19 protein-coding genes are annotated in these 18,393 nt (G+C 69.7%); 7 read left to right on the plus strand and 12 right to left on the minus strand.

What is annotated here, in order from left to right; translation table 11 throughout:
* Positions 1-4 precede the first annotated feature (4 nt).
* The 5 genes from ABZ267_RS29030 to ABZ267_RS29050 form a co-directional block, all read right to left on the minus strand.
* Complete coding sequence (locus ABZ267_RS29030; protein WP_356752606.1) at positions 5-859, minus strand: ABC transporter permease; 855 nt, start codon at positions 857-859, stop codon at positions 5-7.
* A complete protein-coding gene (locus tag ABZ267_RS29035) occupies positions 856-1,854 on the minus strand; it encodes an ATP-binding cassette domain-containing protein (RefSeq protein ID WP_356752608.1) in 999 nt (332 codons plus the stop codon). Before ABZ267_RS29035 ends, ABZ267_RS29030 begins: the two co-directional genes overlap by 4 nt.
* A gap of 338 nt (positions 1,855-2,192) precedes the next feature.
* The gene (locus ABZ267_RS29040; RefSeq protein WP_356752610.1) at positions 2,193-3,713 is read right to left on the minus strand and encodes a DUF6801 domain-containing protein; all 1,521 of its coding nucleotides are present in this window, start codon (positions 3,711-3,713) and stop codon (positions 2,193-2,195) included.
* 311 nt (positions 3,714-4,024) lie between these two features.
* Positions 4,025-4,681, minus strand: coding sequence for a hypothetical protein (locus ABZ267_RS29045; RefSeq protein ID WP_356752612.1), 657 nt, complete (start codon positions 4,679-4,681; stop codon positions 4,025-4,027).
* 199 nt (positions 4,682-4,880) lie between these two features.
* Positions 4,881-5,813, minus strand: coding sequence for a hypothetical protein (locus ABZ267_RS29050; protein WP_356752614.1), 933 nt, complete (start codon positions 5,811-5,813; stop codon positions 4,881-4,883).
* Between the two features lie 693 nt (positions 5,814-6,506).
* On the opposite strand from ABZ267_RS29050, the gene ABZ267_RS29055 reads away from it, so the two are divergent.
* From ABZ267_RS29055 to ABZ267_RS29070, 4 genes are all read left to right on the plus strand, one after another.
* A complete protein-coding gene (locus tag ABZ267_RS29055; protein WP_356752615.1) occupies positions 6,507-7,721 on the plus strand; it encodes a helix-turn-helix domain-containing protein in 1,215 nt (404 codons plus the stop codon).
* A 201-nt stretch (positions 7,722-7,922) separates the two neighbouring features.
* Positions 7,923-8,186: a hypothetical protein gene (locus ABZ267_RS29060; protein ID WP_356752617.1), complete on the plus strand. Its 264-nt coding sequence runs from the start codon at positions 7,923-7,925 to the stop codon at positions 8,184-8,186.
* A gap of 84 nt (positions 8,187-8,270) precedes the next feature.
* Positions 8,271-9,119, plus strand: a complete 849-nt coding sequence (locus ABZ267_RS29065) for a hypothetical protein (RefSeq protein WP_356752619.1) — start codon at positions 8,271-8,273, stop codon at positions 9,117-9,119.
* A 57-nt stretch (positions 9,120-9,176) separates the two neighbouring features.
* On the plus strand, positions 9,177-11,270 hold the full coding sequence (locus ABZ267_RS29070) for an MDR family MFS transporter (RefSeq protein ID WP_356752621.1): 2,094 nt from the start codon (positions 9,177-9,179) through the stop codon (positions 11,268-11,270).
* 9 nt (positions 11,271-11,279) lie between these two features.
* Here the strand turns inward: ABZ267_RS29070 and ABZ267_RS29075 are convergent, their stop codons facing one another.
* From ABZ267_RS29075 to ABZ267_RS29085, 3 genes are all read right to left on the minus strand, one after another.
* Positions 11,280-11,870, minus strand: coding sequence for a GNAT family protein (locus tag ABZ267_RS29075; protein ID WP_356752623.1), 591 nt, complete (start codon positions 11,868-11,870; stop codon positions 11,280-11,282).
* Positions 11,871-11,938: 68 nt separating this feature from the next.
* Positions 11,939-12,382, minus strand: coding sequence for a YchJ family metal-binding protein (locus ABZ267_RS29080; protein ID WP_356752625.1), 444 nt, complete (start codon positions 12,380-12,382; stop codon positions 11,939-11,941).
* 49 nt (positions 12,383-12,431) lie between these two features.
* On the minus strand, positions 12,432-13,409 hold the full coding sequence (locus tag ABZ267_RS29085) for a helix-turn-helix domain-containing protein (protein WP_356752627.1): 978 nt from the start codon (positions 13,407-13,409) through the stop codon (positions 12,432-12,434).
* Between the two features lie 52 nt (positions 13,410-13,461).
* Between ABZ267_RS29085 and ABZ267_RS29090 the strand changes: the two genes are divergently transcribed.
* On the plus strand, positions 13,462-13,890 hold the full coding sequence (locus ABZ267_RS29090; RefSeq protein ID WP_356752629.1) for a cupin domain-containing protein: 429 nt from the start codon (positions 13,462-13,464) through the stop codon (positions 13,888-13,890).
* A 3-nt stretch (positions 13,891-13,893) separates the two neighbouring features.
* Here ABZ267_RS29090 and ABZ267_RS29095 read toward each other — a convergent pair whose 3' ends face one another.
* Genes ABZ267_RS29095 through ABZ267_RS29105 form a run of 3 tightly spaced genes read right to left on the minus strand, consistent with a single transcriptional unit; the run spans position 13,894 to position 15,845 of the window.
* Positions 13,894-14,703, minus strand: a complete 810-nt coding sequence (locus ABZ267_RS29095) for an SAM-dependent methyltransferase (RefSeq protein WP_356752631.1) — start codon at positions 14,701-14,703, stop codon at positions 13,894-13,896.
* Between the two features lie 45 nt (positions 14,704-14,748).
* Positions 14,749-14,985, minus strand: coding sequence for a DUF397 domain-containing protein (locus tag ABZ267_RS29100; protein ID WP_018513352.1), 237 nt, complete (start codon positions 14,983-14,985; stop codon positions 14,749-14,751).
* Positions 14,985-15,845 (minus strand): helix-turn-helix transcriptional regulator, encoded by an 861-nt coding sequence (locus tag ABZ267_RS29105; protein WP_356752633.1) that lies wholly within the window; start codon positions 15,843-15,845, stop codon positions 14,985-14,987. The genes ABZ267_RS29100 and ABZ267_RS29105 overlap by 1 nt, the downstream gene beginning before the upstream one ends.
* A 208-nt stretch (positions 15,846-16,053) precedes the next feature.
* Between ABZ267_RS29105 and ABZ267_RS29110 the strand changes: the two genes are divergently transcribed.
* Together ABZ267_RS29110 and ABZ267_RS29115 are read left to right on the plus strand one after the other, a co-directional pair.
* Positions 16,054-16,512, plus strand: coding sequence for an ATP-binding protein (locus ABZ267_RS29110; protein WP_030573994.1), 459 nt, complete (start codon positions 16,054-16,056; stop codon positions 16,510-16,512).
* Entirely contained in the window at positions 16,506-16,931 is a 426-nt protein-coding gene (locus ABZ267_RS29115) for a hypothetical protein (RefSeq protein WP_356752635.1), read from the plus strand. Before ABZ267_RS29110 ends, ABZ267_RS29115 begins: the two co-directional genes overlap by 7 nt.
* 9 nt (positions 16,932-16,940) lie before the next feature.
* On the opposite strand, the gene ABZ267_RS29120 is transcribed toward ABZ267_RS29115, so the two are convergent.
* Positions 16,941-18,287 (minus strand): 6-phospho-beta-glucosidase, encoded by a 1,347-nt coding sequence (locus tag ABZ267_RS29120; protein WP_356752637.1) that lies wholly within the window; start codon positions 18,285-18,287, stop codon positions 16,941-16,943.
* Between the last annotated feature and the right edge of the window lie 106 nt (positions 18,288-18,393).

Genomic DNA, 18,393 nt, shown 5'->3' on the forward strand with positions numbered 1-18,393 from the left:
CGTCTCAGCCGCCCTTCGCGGGGACGATCTGGAGGTAGATCGCCGTGAGGACCATGTTCACGAAGAACAGCAGCATGAAGGTGATGACGACGGACTGGTTGACCGCGTCACCGACGCCTTTGGGACCGCCGCGCGGGTTCAGGCCGCGGTGGGCGGCGACGATGCCCGCGATGAAGCCGAAGATGAGGGCCTTGAGCTCGCTGACGTACAGGTCGGGCAGCTGGGCGAGGGCGGAAAAGCTCGCGAGGTAGGCGCCCGGTGTGCCGTCCTGCATGATCACGTTGAAGAAGTAGCCTCCGAGCGTGCCGACCACCGAGATCAGGCCGTTGAGCAGGACGGCGACGAGCATGGTGGCGAGGACGCGCGGGACGACGAGGCGCTGGATGGGCGAGACGCCCATGACCTCCATCGCGTCCAGCTCCTCGCGGATCTTGCGGGAGCCGAGGTCGGCGCAGATCGCGGAGCCGGCGGCGCCGGAGATGAGGAGCGCCACGATGATCGGGCTGGCCTGCTGGATCACGGCGAGGACGCTGGCGCCGCCGGTGAAGGACTGGGCGCCGAGCTGCTGGGTGAGCGAGCCGACCTGGAGGGCGATGACCGCGCCGAACGGGATGGAGACGAGGGCTGCGGGCAGGATCGTGACGCTGGCGACGAACCAGAACTGCTCGATGAACTCGCGTAATTGGAAGGGCCTGCGGAAGATGGCGCGGCCGACGGCGATACCGAGCGCGAACAGTTTCCCGGTCTCCCGCAACGGTGCGAGCAGCCGGCTCGGGCGGCGCTGCTCGGGGCTCTTGGAGAGGATGGGCGGGGCCTTCTCCGGCGGCTCGGGCGGCCGCACCGGCATCGGGGCGGTCACGCTCTCGCACCTCCCGCGGCCGGGGCGTAGCTGTTGAGGATGGCCGTACGGGCGGCCTCCGGCAGCTGGCCCATCATCGCCATGACCCGCTCACGCCGGCGCAGCGCTCCTTGGCGTACGGGCATGCCCGGCGAGGGCTCCAGCTGCGGGACGACGGTTCTCGGCACGGCGATCGTGTCGGCATGGCCGAGCGAGTCGTTACGTTGCTGCTCGGCGGCGAGCGTGGCGGCGTCCTTCTCCTCGGACATCCCGATGGGCCCTTCGCGGCGTCCGGCGAGGAACTGCGAGACGACCGGCATGTCGCTGGTGAGCAGCACCTCGCGTGGGCCGAAGGTGACGAGGTTGCGGCAGAACAGCATCCCCATGTTGTCCGGGACGGTCGCCGCGATGTCGAGGTTGTGGGTGACGATCAGCATCGTCGCGTCGATCTGCGCGTTGAGGTCGATGAGGAGCTGCGAGAGGTACGCGGTGCGCACGGGATCGAGTCCGGAGTCCGGTTCGTCGCAGAGGATGATCTGCGGGTCCAGGACGAGAGCGCGGGCCAGGCCGGCGCGTTTGCGCATGCCGCCGGATATCTCGCCCGGGAGCTTGCCTTCGGCACCGAGCAGGCCGACGATGTCGATCCGCTCCATGACGATGCGGCGGATCTCGGACTCCTTCTTGCGGGTGTGCTCGCGCAGCGGGAAGGCGATGTTGTCGAAGAGCGACATCGAGCCGAAGAGCGCGCCGTCCTGGAACATGAGGCCGAAGAGCTTCCGCGTCTCCATGATGTCCCGCTCGGAGCTGTTCACCATGTCGACGCCGTTGATGAGGACGCGTCCCTGTTCCGGCTTCAGGAGTCCGATGATGGATTTCAGGAAGACGGTCTTTCCGGTGCCGGAAGGGCCGAGCATGACACTCACCTCACCGGCGGGCAGGGTGAGGCTGACGTCCTGCCAGATGTTCTGCTTGCCGAAGGACTTCGTCAGGCCTTCGACGACGACTTCGATTCCCATCGACCCTCCTTCGACGTGGTGGTGACTTCGGTCATCTGTCAACGCTCCGGCTCTCGGAAAACAAGCAGGTACGGAGGGGTTTCGGGCCGCTCATCCGGGACGCTACGGCTCGGTAACCTCAGTTCGCAATACTGGATACGGAACTTTCTGCGGCGTGATCGCGGCGCCTGGATTACTTGTTTCCGAGTGAGTGATCGGCGCGCCAAACCTGTTAATCGATGATGAGTTTTCCGCTCGGTGGCGGACGTCTTTCCCTACCGAAGAGCCCTTCCGGCCGTCGCTCGGCCGGAAGGGCTGCGGAGTTGGTTCGGATCACCGGAGGATCACCGGCGGTACGGTCACCGCTCGGGCTTCGGCACCTTCGGCGGGCAGTCCGGGCCATCGGGGTTCGTCGCCACACAGAGCGGTGCCTGGGTCATCTTGGTGTAGTTGTCCGCCTTCTTGCCGACGCTGGAGATGGCCGAGGTGAAGAGCGGATCGAGGTCCTCGCCGACGCCGCATCCCTTGAACGGCGGGATGTGCGCGTAACCGGTCAGATTGCCGCCGGTCGCCACGAGGTAGCCGGCCGGCGGATAGCTCTGCCCGTATCCCTTCAGGACCTGCTCGAAGGGCCGCTCGGTGCGGCAGTCCGGGCCCACGTCCAGAGGGACGCCGTTCACCTTCACGTCGTACAGGCGCATGGAGAGCTGAGCGGTGACCGTGGATTCCTCGGGGTAGGTCGGGGTGTTGGTGACCGTGTGCGTCTGGACGACGGCCGGCGGGCCCACCTGCTCCAGCACCATCGTGGCGGTCGTCGGCATGAACCCGTAGCTGAGGAAGGTGGCCTGCGTCGGCGGGAGCTGCCGCTTGCCCTCGTACTCGAAATCGACCTCGGAGGTGACGTCGACGGTGGAGGCGCAGGAGTCGTTGATGTACCGCTTGTTCAGGACGACCTTCATGAACGCGGGCCCGAGCGCCGCCGCACCGTCCAGCTTCACGGCGTTGGCGTACCCGGCGGCGTACGTCTCCGCGGTGGTCATGACCCACTCGGGCGGGATCTCGATCGGGCAGCTTCCGGGGTCCGCCTCGTCGAGGGCTTCGAGCCGCTCCTCGGTGAGGTCGTCGATCTTGCGGTGGGCGTCCGGGTCGAGGCCGGGGGCCGGCGGGGACGGCTGCTCGGGCGGTTCGGCCGGCTCCTCCTTCCCTGGCGCGGGCTCGTCCGGGCCGGGCGTCGGTGCCGTCGGTCCTGCGGCTTCGCGGACGGTGATGTCGGCGAGCGGTCGCTCCTCGTCGTCGGCGGGCTCGCAGACCACGGTGAGCTGTGGAGGCGAGGTCGGTGCGCCGTCCTCGGTGAAGGAGGCGAGGGTGAGGCTGAGCGCGGCCGGAACGATGGTCGCGCGTCCGGGGCTGCCGAACGCGACGGTGGGGACGTCTCCGGTGGCGGCGAGCACGACACCGTCCTCGTCCTCGCCTTCCGGTGGCAGCGGGACCGCGGGGGCTTCCAGCTGCTGCCAGGAGGCGTCGGCGGTGTGTTCGCCGATGGTGTTCCGTACGGTCAGCTCGGCGACGGCCGACAGGGTGGACGCCTCCAGCGCGGTGAACTGCGCCAGCGCCGACCGTGCCAGGCTTACGTCCACGGAGACGTCACCGGGGCGGATCTCCTCCTCCGTACGGACCGAGACGGGCAGCACCGCCTTGACCGTGACGTCCGCCTTCTCCGCGCCGGACGGAAAGGAGCACGTATAAGGAAGCGTGACTTCGGACGTCTGATCGGCCGCCACCGATTCGGCGCTCGGAATGAGCGCGGTGGCGACGACGAGCGCCCCGCCCAAGGCGAGATGGAGCGGGCGTCTCGCCGCGGCGCGTGCATCGAGGGTCATACGGATGGTGTCCTTCCGGCGCGCGCGGGCCCATCGTTCCGATGGCTGCGAAATGAGGTCCACTTCTCGGCCACGGCCTTTCGGGCGGACCGGGAATGATCCTCCTACCGACCGGTACGCTACGCACACCGTCGGCACCTGGGAAGAGCCGGGAATGACGCCGCTTCACGGGAGCACGGTTTTTGGCAAGCGATGACAATTCCGGCCCGCGGAGTTATCGGCGAGTGAGTGGAGAGACGCGCGGTGCCCGGCCGTCGAGGGCGCACGGCCGGGCACTGCGCTCATGTGCTGAGCATCAGAGGCGGACGGGATCAGCCGCTGATGACCGGGGACTTGCCGGAGGCCGTGTTCTTGATGGTGTAGAGGCCCTGGAAGCTGGCGGTGGTGCCGACGATGCCGCAGCCGCCGCCGACCTTGTTGGCGATGGCCAGCGTGAGACCGCCGCCCGCCGTGTTCAGCGTGCCGTTGCTCCCGCCGGCGCTCGGGTTGTTGTACTTGGCCGCCACCTTGCCGGTGACGTTGAAGGTGCACGGGCCCAGCAGGCTGCTGCCGGTCACCTTCGCCTTGATCGCTCTGATCTCACCGGTCACCTGGCCGGTGGAGTTGGTGCCGGCGCCCGCCGCGTAGTCGAGACCCCAGATCTGCCACGGAACCGTGGTGGTCACGGTCCACGTGGAGCTGAAGGGGCCGGTGCAGGGCGAGTTGAACGAGATCGCCGAGATGGACGCGAGCTGCGCCGGAGAGCCGGCCACCGGGGACGTGGGGGCGGAGCCGGACGCGGCGGAGGTCGCGCACTGGATCTTGTTGCCGTTGTTGTCGGTCAGGACGGTCACGCCGGCGCTGCCGGTGAAGGCACCGGTCGGCGTGATGGTCCAGCTGGTCGGGGCGGCGATGGCCGACGGAGCGGCCAGCGCGACGGATGCCACAGCGGCACCGATCGCGGTCAGTACACCGGATCGCTTGATCATGGAATGACTCCCTTTTCTTGTCCCGTTGGGGATACGAGTGGACGTGCGCACGGAAATGCGGGCGGCACGCTTCGAACTGGACTGGAGAAGGCGCGGATCCTTTTGTGGGCCGGCTTCTGTCAGGAGCGTCAGATGGCTCTCGTACCACCTCCTTCTTCGGGTTCCTTCATGCCCTCGGAGGAATGGAGGGCATCGGCGACTACCGCACGGCGGAGTGCCAGAATTCCGACAGCTTCTTGCCCTCGTCCGGCGCCAGGCCGGCCGGGTCGTAGGGGCTGCCGAAGTAGGTCGAGGTGTTGTTGAGCTTCACGCCGTTCTTGCCGGCGGCCGACGGGAGACCGGTTTTGAGGTTCACCGCCCAGTCCAGGAGTCCGGCTCCGCAGCCGCTGGCGCCCGGTACGGCGAACGTGGTGTCGCCCTGGTCCGCGCCGGCGAAGGTGTAGCGGCCCATCTCGCCCTCGTCGTCGCGGGTTCCGTCGGCCGCGAACCGCTGGAGCGAGAGGCTCGGCACGTTCAGGTTCTGCGGCTTCAGGAGCACCGGATTGGCGGTGGTGCCGATGTAGCACTTGTCGCCGAGGAACGGGTTCTTGAGGTGGATGCGGACCGGAATCGTGAGAATGGGTTCACCGGTGGAGAAGGCCGCCACCATATTGAAGTCACGTGGCGCGCCCGCCGGTTCGATGGTGGCCGTGATCCGGTTGAGGTTGTTGTCCGTCAACTGGCGGCAGATGGCGGAGACGAACGGGATGGCGCTGGGACACATCAGCCCGAGCAGTCCGCCGGGGACCTGGGCCGCGTCGGCGGTGAGCGCTCCTTCGGGCGGTGCCACCAGGCTGCTCGTGCCGTCGCTGCGCTGGATGACGCCGAGTTGCAGATCGCTGTTGCCGGTCGGCACCTTGCTCTTGCCGAGCGTGATGGAGCCGGTGACCGAACTCGACGCGATGCAGGTGGCGATGGTGTTGATGCCGTCCGCCGCGAGCATGGCGGGCGCGTCCACCGGGCAGCGGTCGAACGGCGCCCAGTCGCCGTTCAGTTCGGTCGCCGCGGCGGCCGAGCCGGTGGAGAGCACGGCGCTGAAGGCGGTGAATGCCGCGAGCAGCCCTATGCGGGTGCGGTTGGAAACGGATCTCATGTCGTCCCCTCTGATGGGCCGCCACATTGCGGCCTGGTGCGCGAAGTTGACCGGTTCTCCGCGCATGCCCGCACCGCGACGGATTCGTCGGCGGTGATGGAGCCGCGGGGTGGACCCGGGGAGAAAGATCTGAGCGTCAAATTTCGGGCAGATTTCATGGCCCAATTGAACGAAGCGTGATGTTACTCGCGGGAAACACAGCGACACAATCCGTCCGTCCAAGAATTTTTGCGCGGCCCTGTTTTTGATCCGCAGATGAGTAACCGGGGGTCACCCCCTTATCAAGGAATGCGCATCCGGAGGCGTCGCCATACGGTCCGGCCGCCGGATCCCGGCCTCGCGCGCCTGCGGTGAACTCCCCGGAGCCGACGTCACGGGACGCGACGCCGCCCGCCTTGTCACAGCCCATGTCGCGCGTCTTGTCACGCGTCTTGCCACGCGTCTTGTCACCACCCGAGCAGGCGGCCGAAATTCATTGTCCGAAAGCGCGCAGTAGCGTCCGACCTGCACGGAAGTCCCACCGCGTCGACACGATGCGTGGCCCCTGCACTCCGATCTTGTCCAAGTGGTGTGCAGTGCCTGTTCCTTGGTCTATCTTCGTCGCGGACTTGGTCCGCACCTGTCGGTTCGTGGGAGCGCTTTCCCCCACCGTCTCACCCCACCACCGGGCGCCGAGAGCAGAGGGGACATGGCATGGCACACCTCGTACAGCCGTTGGACACCGATGACCCCCTGGGGCCGCTCCCCCAGGAATTCGCCGCGATCATGCGGCCCGAACTTCCCAGCCTCATCAAGGAAATCGGTGTGGAGGTCACTCGCGCCTACCCGGAGTACGCCCGGCTGCTCGACGGCCCCAACGGCCAGGCCATCCGGGTCGGCGTGGAGCAGAGCCTGGCCTCCTTCGTCGACCTGGTGGCCGAGCCCACCGCCTCCACCACGCTCCGGGACGACATGTGCCGGCGGTTCGGCCGCTTCGAGGCGTACGAGGGCCGGACCATGGACACCCTCCAGGGTGCCTACCGGCTCGGCGCACGGGTGGCGCTGCGGAGAGCCAAGAAGGTGGGGCAGAGCTACCACCTCTCCCCCACGCTCATGCTGAGCTTCGCCGACGCGCTCTTCGGCTATGTCGACGAGCTGGAATCGCTGTCCCGCGAGGGCTTCCTGGAGGTCCAGTCGCAGTCCGGAGAGCAGAGCGAGGCGCTGCGCCGGCGCCTGCTCCACCTCATCCTCGCCGGACGTCCCGCACCGCGCAGCGCCATCGCCGACCTCTGCGAGCAGACCGGCTGGACGCTGCCCGACGAGGTCACCCTGGTCGCCGTCCGCGCCCCGGCCACGCTCGACCGGCTCGGCGCCGACCGGGACCTCCTGCTGGATCTCAGCGACCCGCAGCCGCACCTGCTGGTCCCCGGCCCGGTGGACGAGGCCCGAAGATCCATGCTGGAACAGGCCCTGCCGACCGGCCGCGCGGCGATCGGGCTGACCGTTCCGACGGGCCTGGCCTGCGACTCGATCAGGTGGGCCCGACGCGTGCTGGAGCTCGTCGACTCCGGCGTCATCGACGACGCCCGGACGATCCGCTGCGAGGACCACCTCATCACCCTGTGGCTGCTCTCCGACCCGGCCCTGCTCGACCAGCTCGCCCAGCGGGAGCTGGCCGCCGTGGCCGGGATCAGCACCACCCGCCGCGAGCGGCTGATCGAGACGCTGCGGATCTGGCTCGACACCCGGGGCACGGCGGCCCAGATGGGCGAACTGCTCGATGTGCACCCGCAGACCGTGCGCTACCGCATGCGCAGCCTGGAGACCATCTTCGGTGATCAACTCGTCGACCCCGAAAGCCGTTTCGCCACCGAGGCCGTACTGCGTGCGTTACGGCTGCGCACGCGCTCGGCCGACTCATCCTCCTGATCCGGATCACGTTCGGCGCGACAGGTCAACTTACCCGTGCGTAAGGCGAAATAGACGGTCAGTCCCAAACGGTTGCGACACGGAGACGTCTCCGACGAGAAACCCGGAACCGCGTCCCGTACACAAGGAGGAGTCTGCCGCTCATCCGGCGGCAGCACTCACGTACCGCCTCCTGGCCGACCATCCGAGAGGGAACCACCCATGACCGCCTCGCACCTCCTCGTCCCCGTGCCGATCCCGGACCGGGTCGCGGCGCTGATCGGCTCGTGCATCCCGCCGCACATCCTGGAGACGGAGTTCGAGGCCGACTGCGCGGCCCGTGAGGTCCGCAGGTTCCGGGGCCCGCGGCTGGGCATCGAGGACCAGGCGGACCGCGAGCAGGCGCTGGCGGAGCTGGCCCGTGCCAACAAGATCCTGGCCGCCCACCACCCACGGCTGGCGGTGGGTCCGGGCTCGTTCGCGTGACCGGCCGGCGGCCACCCCTCCGGCCGACCGGGTGAGGCCGTCGGGGATAGTGATCGCCCAGCCGTTCGCTCCCCCGGAGATCCCATGACCGCCCGCCACGCTGTCCACCGCCCCTCCCTCCTCCTCGTCACCGATCTCGGCTACGAGGCGCGCGGCCGCCGCTACTGCGACGAGGACATCTTTCTGGCCTCCCGGCTCCGCGAGGCCTTCGACGTAGCGCTCTGCCACCCCAGGGAGGCGGCGGCGCTGCTGGACCGCTTCGACCTCGCCCTCGTACGCAACAGCGGTCCCGTCCTGCACTACCGGGAGGCGTACGACGCGTTCCGCGCACGGGCGCTGGAGCTGCGGGTGCCGGTCTACAACCCGCTGGACGGACGCGGCGACATGGCGGGCAAGGAGTACCTGGTGGAGCTGAGCCGGGACGGGTTCCCGGTGATCCCGACGGTGGACCGGGCGGCGGATCTGAGGCTGCTGCCCGAGGCCCGGGAGTACGCGGTCAAGCCGAAGCTGGGGGCGGACTCGGTCGGGCTGCGGTTCGTCGCGGCGGCCGGGGTGCGGGCGGAGCTGGAGCGGGAGGACGAGGGAGCGCTGCTCGTGCAGCCTCGGATCGACTTCCGTTACGAGGTGTCCTTCTACTTCGTCGACCATGACGTCCAGTACGCGCTGTACGCGCCGGATCCGGAGCGGCGGTGGGTGCTGGAGCCGTACGCGGCGAGCGCCGAGGACCTGGCCTTCGCTCGGCGGTTCATCGCGTGGAACTCGCTCGATCACGGCATCCAGCGGGTCGACGCCTGCCGTACGGCGGACGGTGAGCTGCTGCTCGTGGAGCTGGAGGACCTCAATCCGTATCTCTCGCTCGACCGGGTGGACGAGGAGGCCCGGGAGGCGTTCGTGGCGCGGCTGAAGACGTCGATCGCCTCGCTGATCGGCTGACGCCCATCCGGACTGTTCCCGCATGCGGGCGGCGGAGGGCGGTGTGAGGGTACAGAGGTGACCACTGCCAGCGAGCAAGCCCCCGCCGCGCAGAGTGCCGCCGCGCCGCCGCCCGTCCTCGACCGGCGACGGCGCAACATCGTCTTCGCCACCATCGTGCTCGGCATGCTGCTGGCGGCGCTGGACCAGACGATCGTGGGCACGGCCCTGCCGACGATCGTCTCGGACCTGGGCGGCGCCGAGCACATGTCGTGGGTGGTCACCGCGTATCTGCTCGCCGAGACGGTCGCCACCGTCCTGGTCGGCAAGTTCGGTGACCTGTTCGGGCGGAAGCTGGTCTTCCAGGTTTCGGCGATCGTCTTCATCACCGGCTCGTTCCTCTGCGGCCTCGCCTCGGACATGCTGCTGCTGATCATCTGGCGCGGCATGCAGGGCATCGGCGCGGGTGGCCTGATGGTCACGTCGATGGCGCTGATCGCCGATGTGATCCCACTGCGCGAGCGCGGCAAGTACCAAGGTGCGATCGGCGCGGTCTTCGGCATCTCGACGGTGATCGGACCGCTGCTCGGCGGGCTCTTCACCGACCATCTGACCTGGCGCTGGGCGTTCTACGTCAATGTGCCGATCGCGATCGTGGTGGTGATCGCGGCCGCCCGCAACATCCCGTCCGTGAAGGCCGCCGGACGGCCGGTCATCGACTACGTGGGCATCGCGCTGGTCGCCGTCGGCGCGAGCGCGCTGATCCTCGCGACGAGCTGGGGCGGGAACGAGTACGGCTGGGGCTCGCCCATGATCATCGGGCTGTTCATCGGCGGGATCATCGCACTGACGCTGTTCTGCCTGGTGGAGACGCGGGCGAAGGAACCGATGCTGCCGATGCGGCTGTTCCGGAACCCGGTGTTCACCGTCTGCTCGATCCTCAGCTTCATCGTGGGCTTCGCGATGCTCGGCTCGATGATCTTCCTGCCGACCTACCTCCAGTACGTGGACGGCGACTCGGCGACGCTCTCGGGCGTGCGCACCCTGCCGCTGGTCGCCGCGCTGCTGGTCGCCTCGATCTTCAGCGGCACGGTGGTCAGCAAGACCGGCCGCTACCGCGTCTTCCCGATCGTCGGGACGCTGATCATGGCGGCCGGGCTGTTCCTGCTGTCGCGGATGGGGCCGGAGAGCGGGGTGTGGCTGGAGTCGCTGTACATGGTGGTGCTGGGGCTCGGCATCGGGCTGGCCATGCAGGTGCTGACGATCGCGGTGCAGAACACCGTCGACTACGCGGACCTGGGTACGGCCACCTCGGGCGTGACGTTCTTCCGTACGCTCGGCAGCGCCTTCGGCACCGCCGTGTTCGGGACGATCTACGCCAACGCGCTGAAGCCCAACCTCACCGACGGGGTCGCGCAGGCGGTGGCGGCGGGCGGCGAACCGGCGGTCCTGGCCAGGGCCTCAGAGAGCCCGCAGGCCCTGCACGCGCTGCCCGTCGGCCAGGTGGAGCCGCTGGCCCAGGCGTACGCGCAGACCCTGCACACCGTGTTCCTGTGGACCGTGCCGGTGGCGCTGATCGGCTTCGTCGTCGCGCTGTTCCTCAAGGAGGTGAAGCTGCGCGACTCGGCCCGGCTCGCCTCGACGGACATGGGTGACGGCTTCGCCCAGCCCGGCAGCGGCGACTCGGAGAAGCTCCTGGAGATCGCGGTGGCCCAGATCCTGCACGGCGCCGGTCCGGACACGGCCCGGCGGATCGTCAGGGAGTCTGATACCCGGCTGGACATGGCGGGCGCGTGGGCGGTGATGCAGGTGGACCTCTTCACCCGGATGGTCGGCCATGCGGGACTGAAGCTGATCGCGGCCCGGCACCGCCTGCCACCGGAGGTGCTGGTGCCCGTCTTCGACCGGATGATCGAGGAGGGCTATCTGACCGGGGACGGCCGCCTCTTCTCGCATACGGCGGCGGGCGCGCGCGAGGCGCGGGTGATCTCGGACGCCTGGGGCCGCTGGCTCAACGAGCGGCTCGCGGAGGACGGCGCCCGGCCCGACGACGGACAGCTGCGGACCGCCGTGGACCTGATCGCCAAACGGCTCCTGGCGGAGGACCTGGCCCAGGAGCTGTCGCCGGCTCCGCACCCGGGCGGGTCCACGCGGGTGGGCGCGCCGGCCTGAAGGCCCGGGTCAGACGTGGTCCCAGGACCGCGGGCGGGTCTGCGCCTCCCACTCCGTACGGAGCAGGGCGAGGAGCGCGTTGTCGTGGCGGCGGCCCCGGTGCAGGCAGGAGGACCGGCGTACACCCTCCTGTGTGAAACCCGCCTTCTTCAGGGTGGCGAGGGAAGCGGCGTTGCCGGTGTGGGTGACGGCTTCCACGCGGTGCAGGGGCAGCTCGCCGAAGGCCAGGTCGGTCAGGGCGGTGAGCGCGTCGGCGCCGTGGCCCTTGCCGCGGTGCTCGGGGGCGAGCAGGAGGCAGGCATCGGCGGTGCCGTCGACGAAGTCCTCCTCGTGGAGGGCTATGTGGCCGATGGGGGTGTCGTCCGGGAGCAGGATGAGGAAGTCGTCGCGGGTGCGGTCCTCGGCGTAGGAGACGAGCCGTTCGCGGAGCTCGTGGAGAGGTCCGGGCCAGACCCCGATCTCCTGGGCGGCGACCGGGTCGGCGCGCCAGTGCTGGATCAGCTCGGCGTCGTCCGGCTCCATGGGGGTGAAGGCCAGGTGCTCACCGCGCCAGAATCGTTCCCGCCCGGCGTACGGGGCCTCCAACTCGTCTTCGTTCATGCGCGGAGCGTACGTGCCCTCCCGCCCCGGTGGGAAAGGGTTTACGGGGTCGTACCGCCGGCCCGGTCTCAGTCGACGAAGACCGCCGTCGCGTAGACCCAGGCGCCCTCGTGGCGGACGAAGCGGCTCTGCTCGTGGAGGGAGTCGGGCCGGCCGCCGTCGGTGTAGTGGGCGCGGAAAGTGACGGTCCCGGTGGTGTGGAACGCGCTGCCTTCGGTGGTGTCGAGGATCTCCAGCCCGGTCCAGCGCATCGCGGGTTCGAAGTCGACGCCGGGCGGGCGGGTCTCGGGGTGCCAGGTGCGCAGGAGGTACGCCGCGTCCTGGACGACGAAGGCCGCGTACCGGGAGCGCATCAGGGCCTCGCAGGTCAAAGCGGCGGCGCCGCCGGAGTGGAAGCGGCCGCAGCACTCCCCGTACTTCGCGGAGAGGCCGCACGGGCAGGGCGAGGCGGGAGTGGTGCGTGGGGCCTGCGGGGCGGCGGGCTGCCGGGGGCGGGAGGTGCGTCGTGACATGGGTCCATTGTGGCCCGGGTGTACGGGCCGGATGTCCCGCCCCTTCCGCTCAGGTACCCGCCGCGAACCGCCGCCGGTACTCCGTCGGCGTCAGCCCCGTACGGCGGCGGAGCTGCGTACGCAGGTTGGTCGCCGTGCCGAGGCCGCAGGTGCGGGCGATCACGTCGAGGCGGTCCTCGCCGCGCTCCATGAGGCGGCAGGCCAGCGTGGTCCGCTGCTCGGTCAGCCAGGCCAGCGGGGTCGTGCCGAGCTGGGCCCGGAAGCGGCGGTGGAGGGTGGCGGGGCTGACGGCCGCGCGGGCGGCGAGCGCGGACACGTCCAGGCCCTCGGCCAGGTGTCCGGCGGCCCAGGCGAGGAGCGGAGCGAGCGAGGCGTCGGCGACCTCCGGCAGCGGGTGCTCGATGAACTGGCGCTGGCCGCCGTCCCGGTGCACCGGGTGGACCAGCCGCCGGCTGACGGCGGCCGCGATCTCGGCGCCGTGGTCGGCGCGGATGAGGTGGAGTGAGGTGTCCAGAGCGGCGGCGCTGCCCGCCGCGGTGGTCACCTGCCCGTCGTCGACGAAGAGCACGTCGGGCTGAAGGTCCACCTGCGGATACCGGGCGGTGAAGGCCTCCGCCCAGCGCCAGTGCGTGGTGGCGCGCCGGCCGTCCAGGACACCCGCCGCGGCCAGCGTGAACGTGCCCGTGCAGAAGCTGACCAGCCGGGCGCCGCGCTCGGCGGCCCCCCGGACCGCCGCCAGGACCTCCGGGCCGGGGTCCTCCAGCGGATCGGGCCGGTTCGGGACGATGACGGTGTCGGCGCGGTCCACGGCGTCGAGCCCGAACACGTCGGAGAGCTGGAAGAAGCCCGCGTGCATCCGGACCGTGGGGGTCGGCGAGCAGAGCGTGAAGTCGTACCAGTCGACGGGCAGTTCGGGTCGGCGCAGGCCGAAGAGCTCGGTCGCCACGCCCATTTCGAAGGGGTTCGACCCGGCCGAGACGATCATGACGACACGGTGCGAGGTCCGGTGCGAGGATTCTTTCGCCATATGCGATTCGTAGCACTCACAGGCGCACCGGTCCAGCGGCCAGGGTGGAGCCATGACTAAGGAAGCGGCGCGACCCGCCACCACCGAACCGATTCTGCTCACCGACGCGCTGGGCTCCTTCGACGCGCTCTGGAGCCCGCGCATCATGGCCCGCGTCAACGACTACGACGTACGCGTCGCGAAGGTGCACGGCGAGCACGTCTGGCATGTGCACGAGAACACGGACGAGTTCTTCCTGGTGGTGGACGGCGCGCTGGACATCGACCTGCGCGACGGCACCACCGGGCAGGACGAGCGGACCGTGACGCTCGCCCGTGGCGCGGTCTTCGTGGTGCCGCGCTCCACCTGGCACCGCCCGCGCTCGGCGGACGGCGCCTCTCTGCTGCTCTTCGAGCCCTCCGGTACGTCGACGGTGGGCGACGCCCACGACCCCGTACCGGACCATGTGGACGCGACGACGGGCCACGCGCTGACCCGGTGAGCCTCAGGGCTTGCGCGCGACTCCCGCGTAACCCGGGATCGGCTCGGCACCCGGTACGTCGATGACCTCGCCGAGCTCCGGACGCCAGTCGGCGGAGAGCGAGACGCCCGGCTCGACGAGTTCGAGGCCGTCGAAGAAGGCGGTGAGCTCGGCGCGCGAGCGAGGGCGCAGGGTCATGCCGCGCTCCTTGTACATGGCCCGCGCCTGCGCCGCGCCCTCCGGATCGAAGTCGCCGGTGGTGTGCGAGAGCACCAGATAGCTGCCGGACGGGAGCTGGTCGACCAGCTTGTCGACCAGCTCGGCCGCGCCGTCCTCGTCGTCGATGAAGTGCAGCAGCGCCAGCAGCGAGAGCGCGATCGGCTTCTCGAAGTCCAGCACCTTGCCGGCCTCGGCCAGGATCGTCTCGGGCTTGCGGGCGTCGGCCTGGATGTACTCGGTGGCACCTTCGGGAGTGGAGCGCAGCAGGGCCGCCGCGTGGGCCAGGACGATCGGGTCGTTGTCGCAGTAGACGATCCGGGCGTCGGGCGCGGTCCGCTGCGCGACCTGGTGGAGGTTCGGCTCGGTGGGTATGCCGGTGCCGATGTCCAGGAACTGGCGTACGCCCTTCTCGGCGAGCCAGCGAGTGGCCCGGTGCATGAAGGCCCGGTTGATCCGGGCCATGTCCCGGCCGCGCGCGTCCAGCTTGAGCAGCCGGCGCGCCATCTGTTCGTCGACCGGGTAGTTGTCCTTGCCGCCGAGGAACCAGTCGTACATCCGGGCGGGATGCGGCTTGCTCGTGTCGATCTCGACGGCCTGGGGGTCTGGCCCGGTCATGGCGCACTCCATGGATAGGGGTCGGACGGGATCAGTGGTGGTACGTCAGGTGAGAAGGAAGTCCGCCTGGCCCGACTTGGCGCCCTGGATGAACGCGGCGATCTCGCCGTTGGAGTAGATGAGCGCGGGGCCGTCCGGATCGGCGGACTGGCGCACCGCGACCCGGCCGTCCGCCAGCTTCATGGCTTCGATGCAGTTGCCGCCGTTGCCACCGCTCCAGGGCTTGTACCAGCCTTCGGAGCCGAGGTCGGCGGCCGGCATGCCGTTGTATATGTGGTTCATCACAGCTCCTTGCGGAAGTCCCGGAGGATTTCCTTCGTGCGTTGTGCAGTCGCGGCCTGAGCCGCCATACGGTCCATGACTTCGAGGTACGAGGCCACCTCGGGCCGGGCGTCGAAGTAGACCGCTCCGGTGAGGTATTCGCTGAAGACCATGTCCGGAAGTTCGGGGACGGCGAAGCGGAAGAGGACGAACGGACCGTAGGTGCCCGGGTGGTGGCCGCTCGCGAACTCCGCGATCTGCACGGTGACATGGGGCAGCTCGGTGGATTCGAGCAGCTTGTCGATCTGGGCGCGCATCACCTGTGCGCCGCCCACCGGACGCCGCAGGACGGTCTCGTCCATGATCACCCACAGTCGTGGCGCGTCGTCCTTGGTGAGCAGCGACTGTCGCTCCATGCGCAGGGCCACATGGCGTTCGATGTCCTCGGGCCGGGTCTGGCCGACGGCTCCGGTGAGCATCACGGAGCGTGCGTAATCCTCGGTCTGGAGCAGGCCGGGGACGAAGTGCGGTTCGTACATGCGCAGGAGGCTCGCGGCGCCTTCCAGGCTGACGTACATGCTGAACCAGTCCGGCAGGACGTCGTGGAACCGCTGCCACCAGCCCGGCTTGTTGGCCTCCTCGGCCAGGTCGACGAAGGCCTCGGCCTCGTCATCGGCGATGCCGTAGGCCTTCAGCAGCAGCTGGACGTAGGGGATCTTGAGGCCGACCTCCGCCGTCTCCATCCGGCGTATCGTCGCGGGAGCGACCCTGAGCACCTTCGCCGCCTGGTCGCGGGTCAGGCCGACGCGCTCCCGCAGATCCTGCAGCCGCTTGCCGAGCACCACCTGGCCCACGGTCGGGGCGGACCGCGGTTCGCTCACTTCAGACCTCCCCATGCGCTGTTTTGCGAGCAGTGTGCCACGCGTGCGCCCCCAACGACACAGTCACTCTGAAAAATTCAGAGTGCCCCTTGCCAAGTGTCTTCGACAAGGGGAGAGTTGCTCATCGAACCAGTTCGCTCAGTCATGACCGCTCCTCTTCACTCCGGGGAACGAAGCGTGACGCAGCCCCCACTGTGAGGAATCGGTCGTGGCACCTGGCAGTGCGCTCATCCCCCGGCTCATGGATCTCAGTCCCGGGACGGAGGCGCTCCGTTACTGCTTCGCGCTGCCCGCGCACCCGGAGTCGGTGGCCGGTGCCCGGCAGCTGACCCGGGCCCGGCTGGAGAGCTGGAAGCTGGGCGGCGATGTGTACGACGCGGCCGTGCTCATCGTGTCCGAGCTGGTCACCAACGCGGTCGTGCACACCGCGAGCACCCGTGTGGTGTGCGAGCTGCGGTGTCTCGGCAGACGGCTGCGGATAGCCGTCCAGGACCAGGGCCACCAGCCCGGCGGCCCGCGGCTGCGCCGCTGTTCCGACGACGAGCACGGGCGCGGTCTGCTGCTGGTGGACACGATGAGCAGCTCGTGGGGCTCCCACGATGCCGGGGACCACTCGGGGCGCATCGTGTGGGCGGAGCTGCCGCACGGCGTGGAGCAGCCGTGTTGAGGAACGCGCTGTCCCGGCTGCGCGGTGCGCACCGGCCGCGGACGGCGGAGGAACCGCGAGGCGGACGGGTGCGGTTGTCGCTGCCGCCCTCGATGTCGGCCAGCCTGGGATGCGACGCGGTCGGCGTGCCCGCGCGGCACGGCTTCCGGCTGATGTCCCATCTTCCGCGCACCGGCTGTGTGTTCGCCGACGCGGACCGCTGGTGGTGGATCGTCCCGGCCGGCTCCGATCTGGATCTGGACTGGCCCGAGCAGGTGATGTACGCGCGTGGCGCCGATGTCCCCGCCGTGCGCCCGCGCTTGATCCACTCGCCGGACAGCCTCACCCCGTACACGCCGCCCATCCCGCTCTTCCTGATGGTCTGCCAGGTGGCGGGCGTGGCACCGACCTGGGCCAGGAGCGTCGTCCCGGCCCCTTGAGCCGGCCCTCTACGGCCGTTCGAGATAGGTGAGTTGCGGATGGGCCGCGATGTAGCCGTCAACCAACTTCGCCGCCACCGCTACGGAGTCGACCAGCGGGTGCAGCGCGAAGGCCCGCACCGCCGCCGCCCGCGACCCGCTCTCCGCCGCCTCCAGCACCGTACGCTCCACGGCCTTCACCGCCGTGACGAGACCGACGGCGTCGTACGGGAGTGGCGAAACGGCCACCGGATGGGCGCCGTTGGCGTCGACGAGGCACGGCACTTCCACGACGGCTTCGGCGTCCAGAGCCGAAAGGGCCGTGCGGTTGCGGACGTTGAGGATCAGCGAGGTGCGCTCGTTGCGGGCGATGGCCCGCATCAGCGCGAGGGCCACCTGTTCGTAGCCACCGGATTCCAGGTCGCTCTCCTCGCGCTCGCCGGCACCGGCGACGTCCCGGTTCTCCGCCATGTACGTGGCCTCGCGCTCGGCACGGGTGCGGTCCCAGGTGGCCAGGGCCGGGGTGCCGGGCTCGCGCATCCGGGCGTAGAAGCCCTCCTGCTGGTCGCGGAGGAAGGCGCCGCGGGTCCGCTCGGCCTCCTGGTAGGAGCGGACGGCCTCGCGGTTGTAGTAGTAGTAGTGCAGGTACTCGTTGGGAATCGCGCCGAGCGACCGGAGCAGCTCCGCACCGAAGAGCCGGCCCTCCTCGAAGGAGGAGAGCAGCGCCGGGTCGGCGAGCAGCCGTGGCAGTTCGTCGCGTCCGTCGACGTACAGGCCGCGCACCCAGCCGAGGTGGTTGAGCCCGGCGTAGTCGATCCAGGCCCGGTCCGGGTCGGCGCCGAGGGTCCGGGCGATGCGGCGGCCGAGGCCGACCGGTGAGTCGCAGATGCCGATGACCCGGTCGCCGAGGTGGCGGGACATGGCCTCGGTGACCAGTCCGGCCGGGTTGGTGAAGTTGATGGTCCAGGCGTGCGGGGCCAGCCGGGCGATGCGCCGGGCCAGGTCGACGGCGACAGGGACGGTGCGCAGTCCGTACGCGATGCCTCCGGCGCCGACCGTCTCCTGGCCGAGCACACCGAGGTCCAGGGCCACGCGTTCGTCGGCGGCGCGTCCGGCGAGACCGCCGACGCGGATCGCGGAGAAGACGAAGTCGGCGCCGCGCAACGCCTCGTCCAGCTCGGTGGTGGCGACGACGGCGGGCGCGTCCGGAATGCCACGCGCCTGCTCGTCGAGGACCCGGGCGACGGCGGTGAGCCGGTCGGCGTCGGTGTCGTACAGGGTCACCCGGGAGACACGGCCCTCGGCGTGATCACCGAGCAGGGCTCCGTACACGAGAGGCACCCGGAATCCGCCACCGCCAAGAATTGTCAGCTTCACGCTGCTCGATGGTACGGGGACGCGCCTCGCGTACGTCGGCGGCGGCCCCGGCAGCTCAGCCGTCGCCCTCCCGCTCCGCGAGGAAGCGCTCGAACTCGCGGCCGAT

It is taken from the genome of Streptomyces sp. NPDC006174 (assembly GCF_040614075.1).
Classification (GTDB): Bacteria; Actinomycetota; Actinomycetes; order Streptomycetales; family Streptomycetaceae; genus Streptomyces.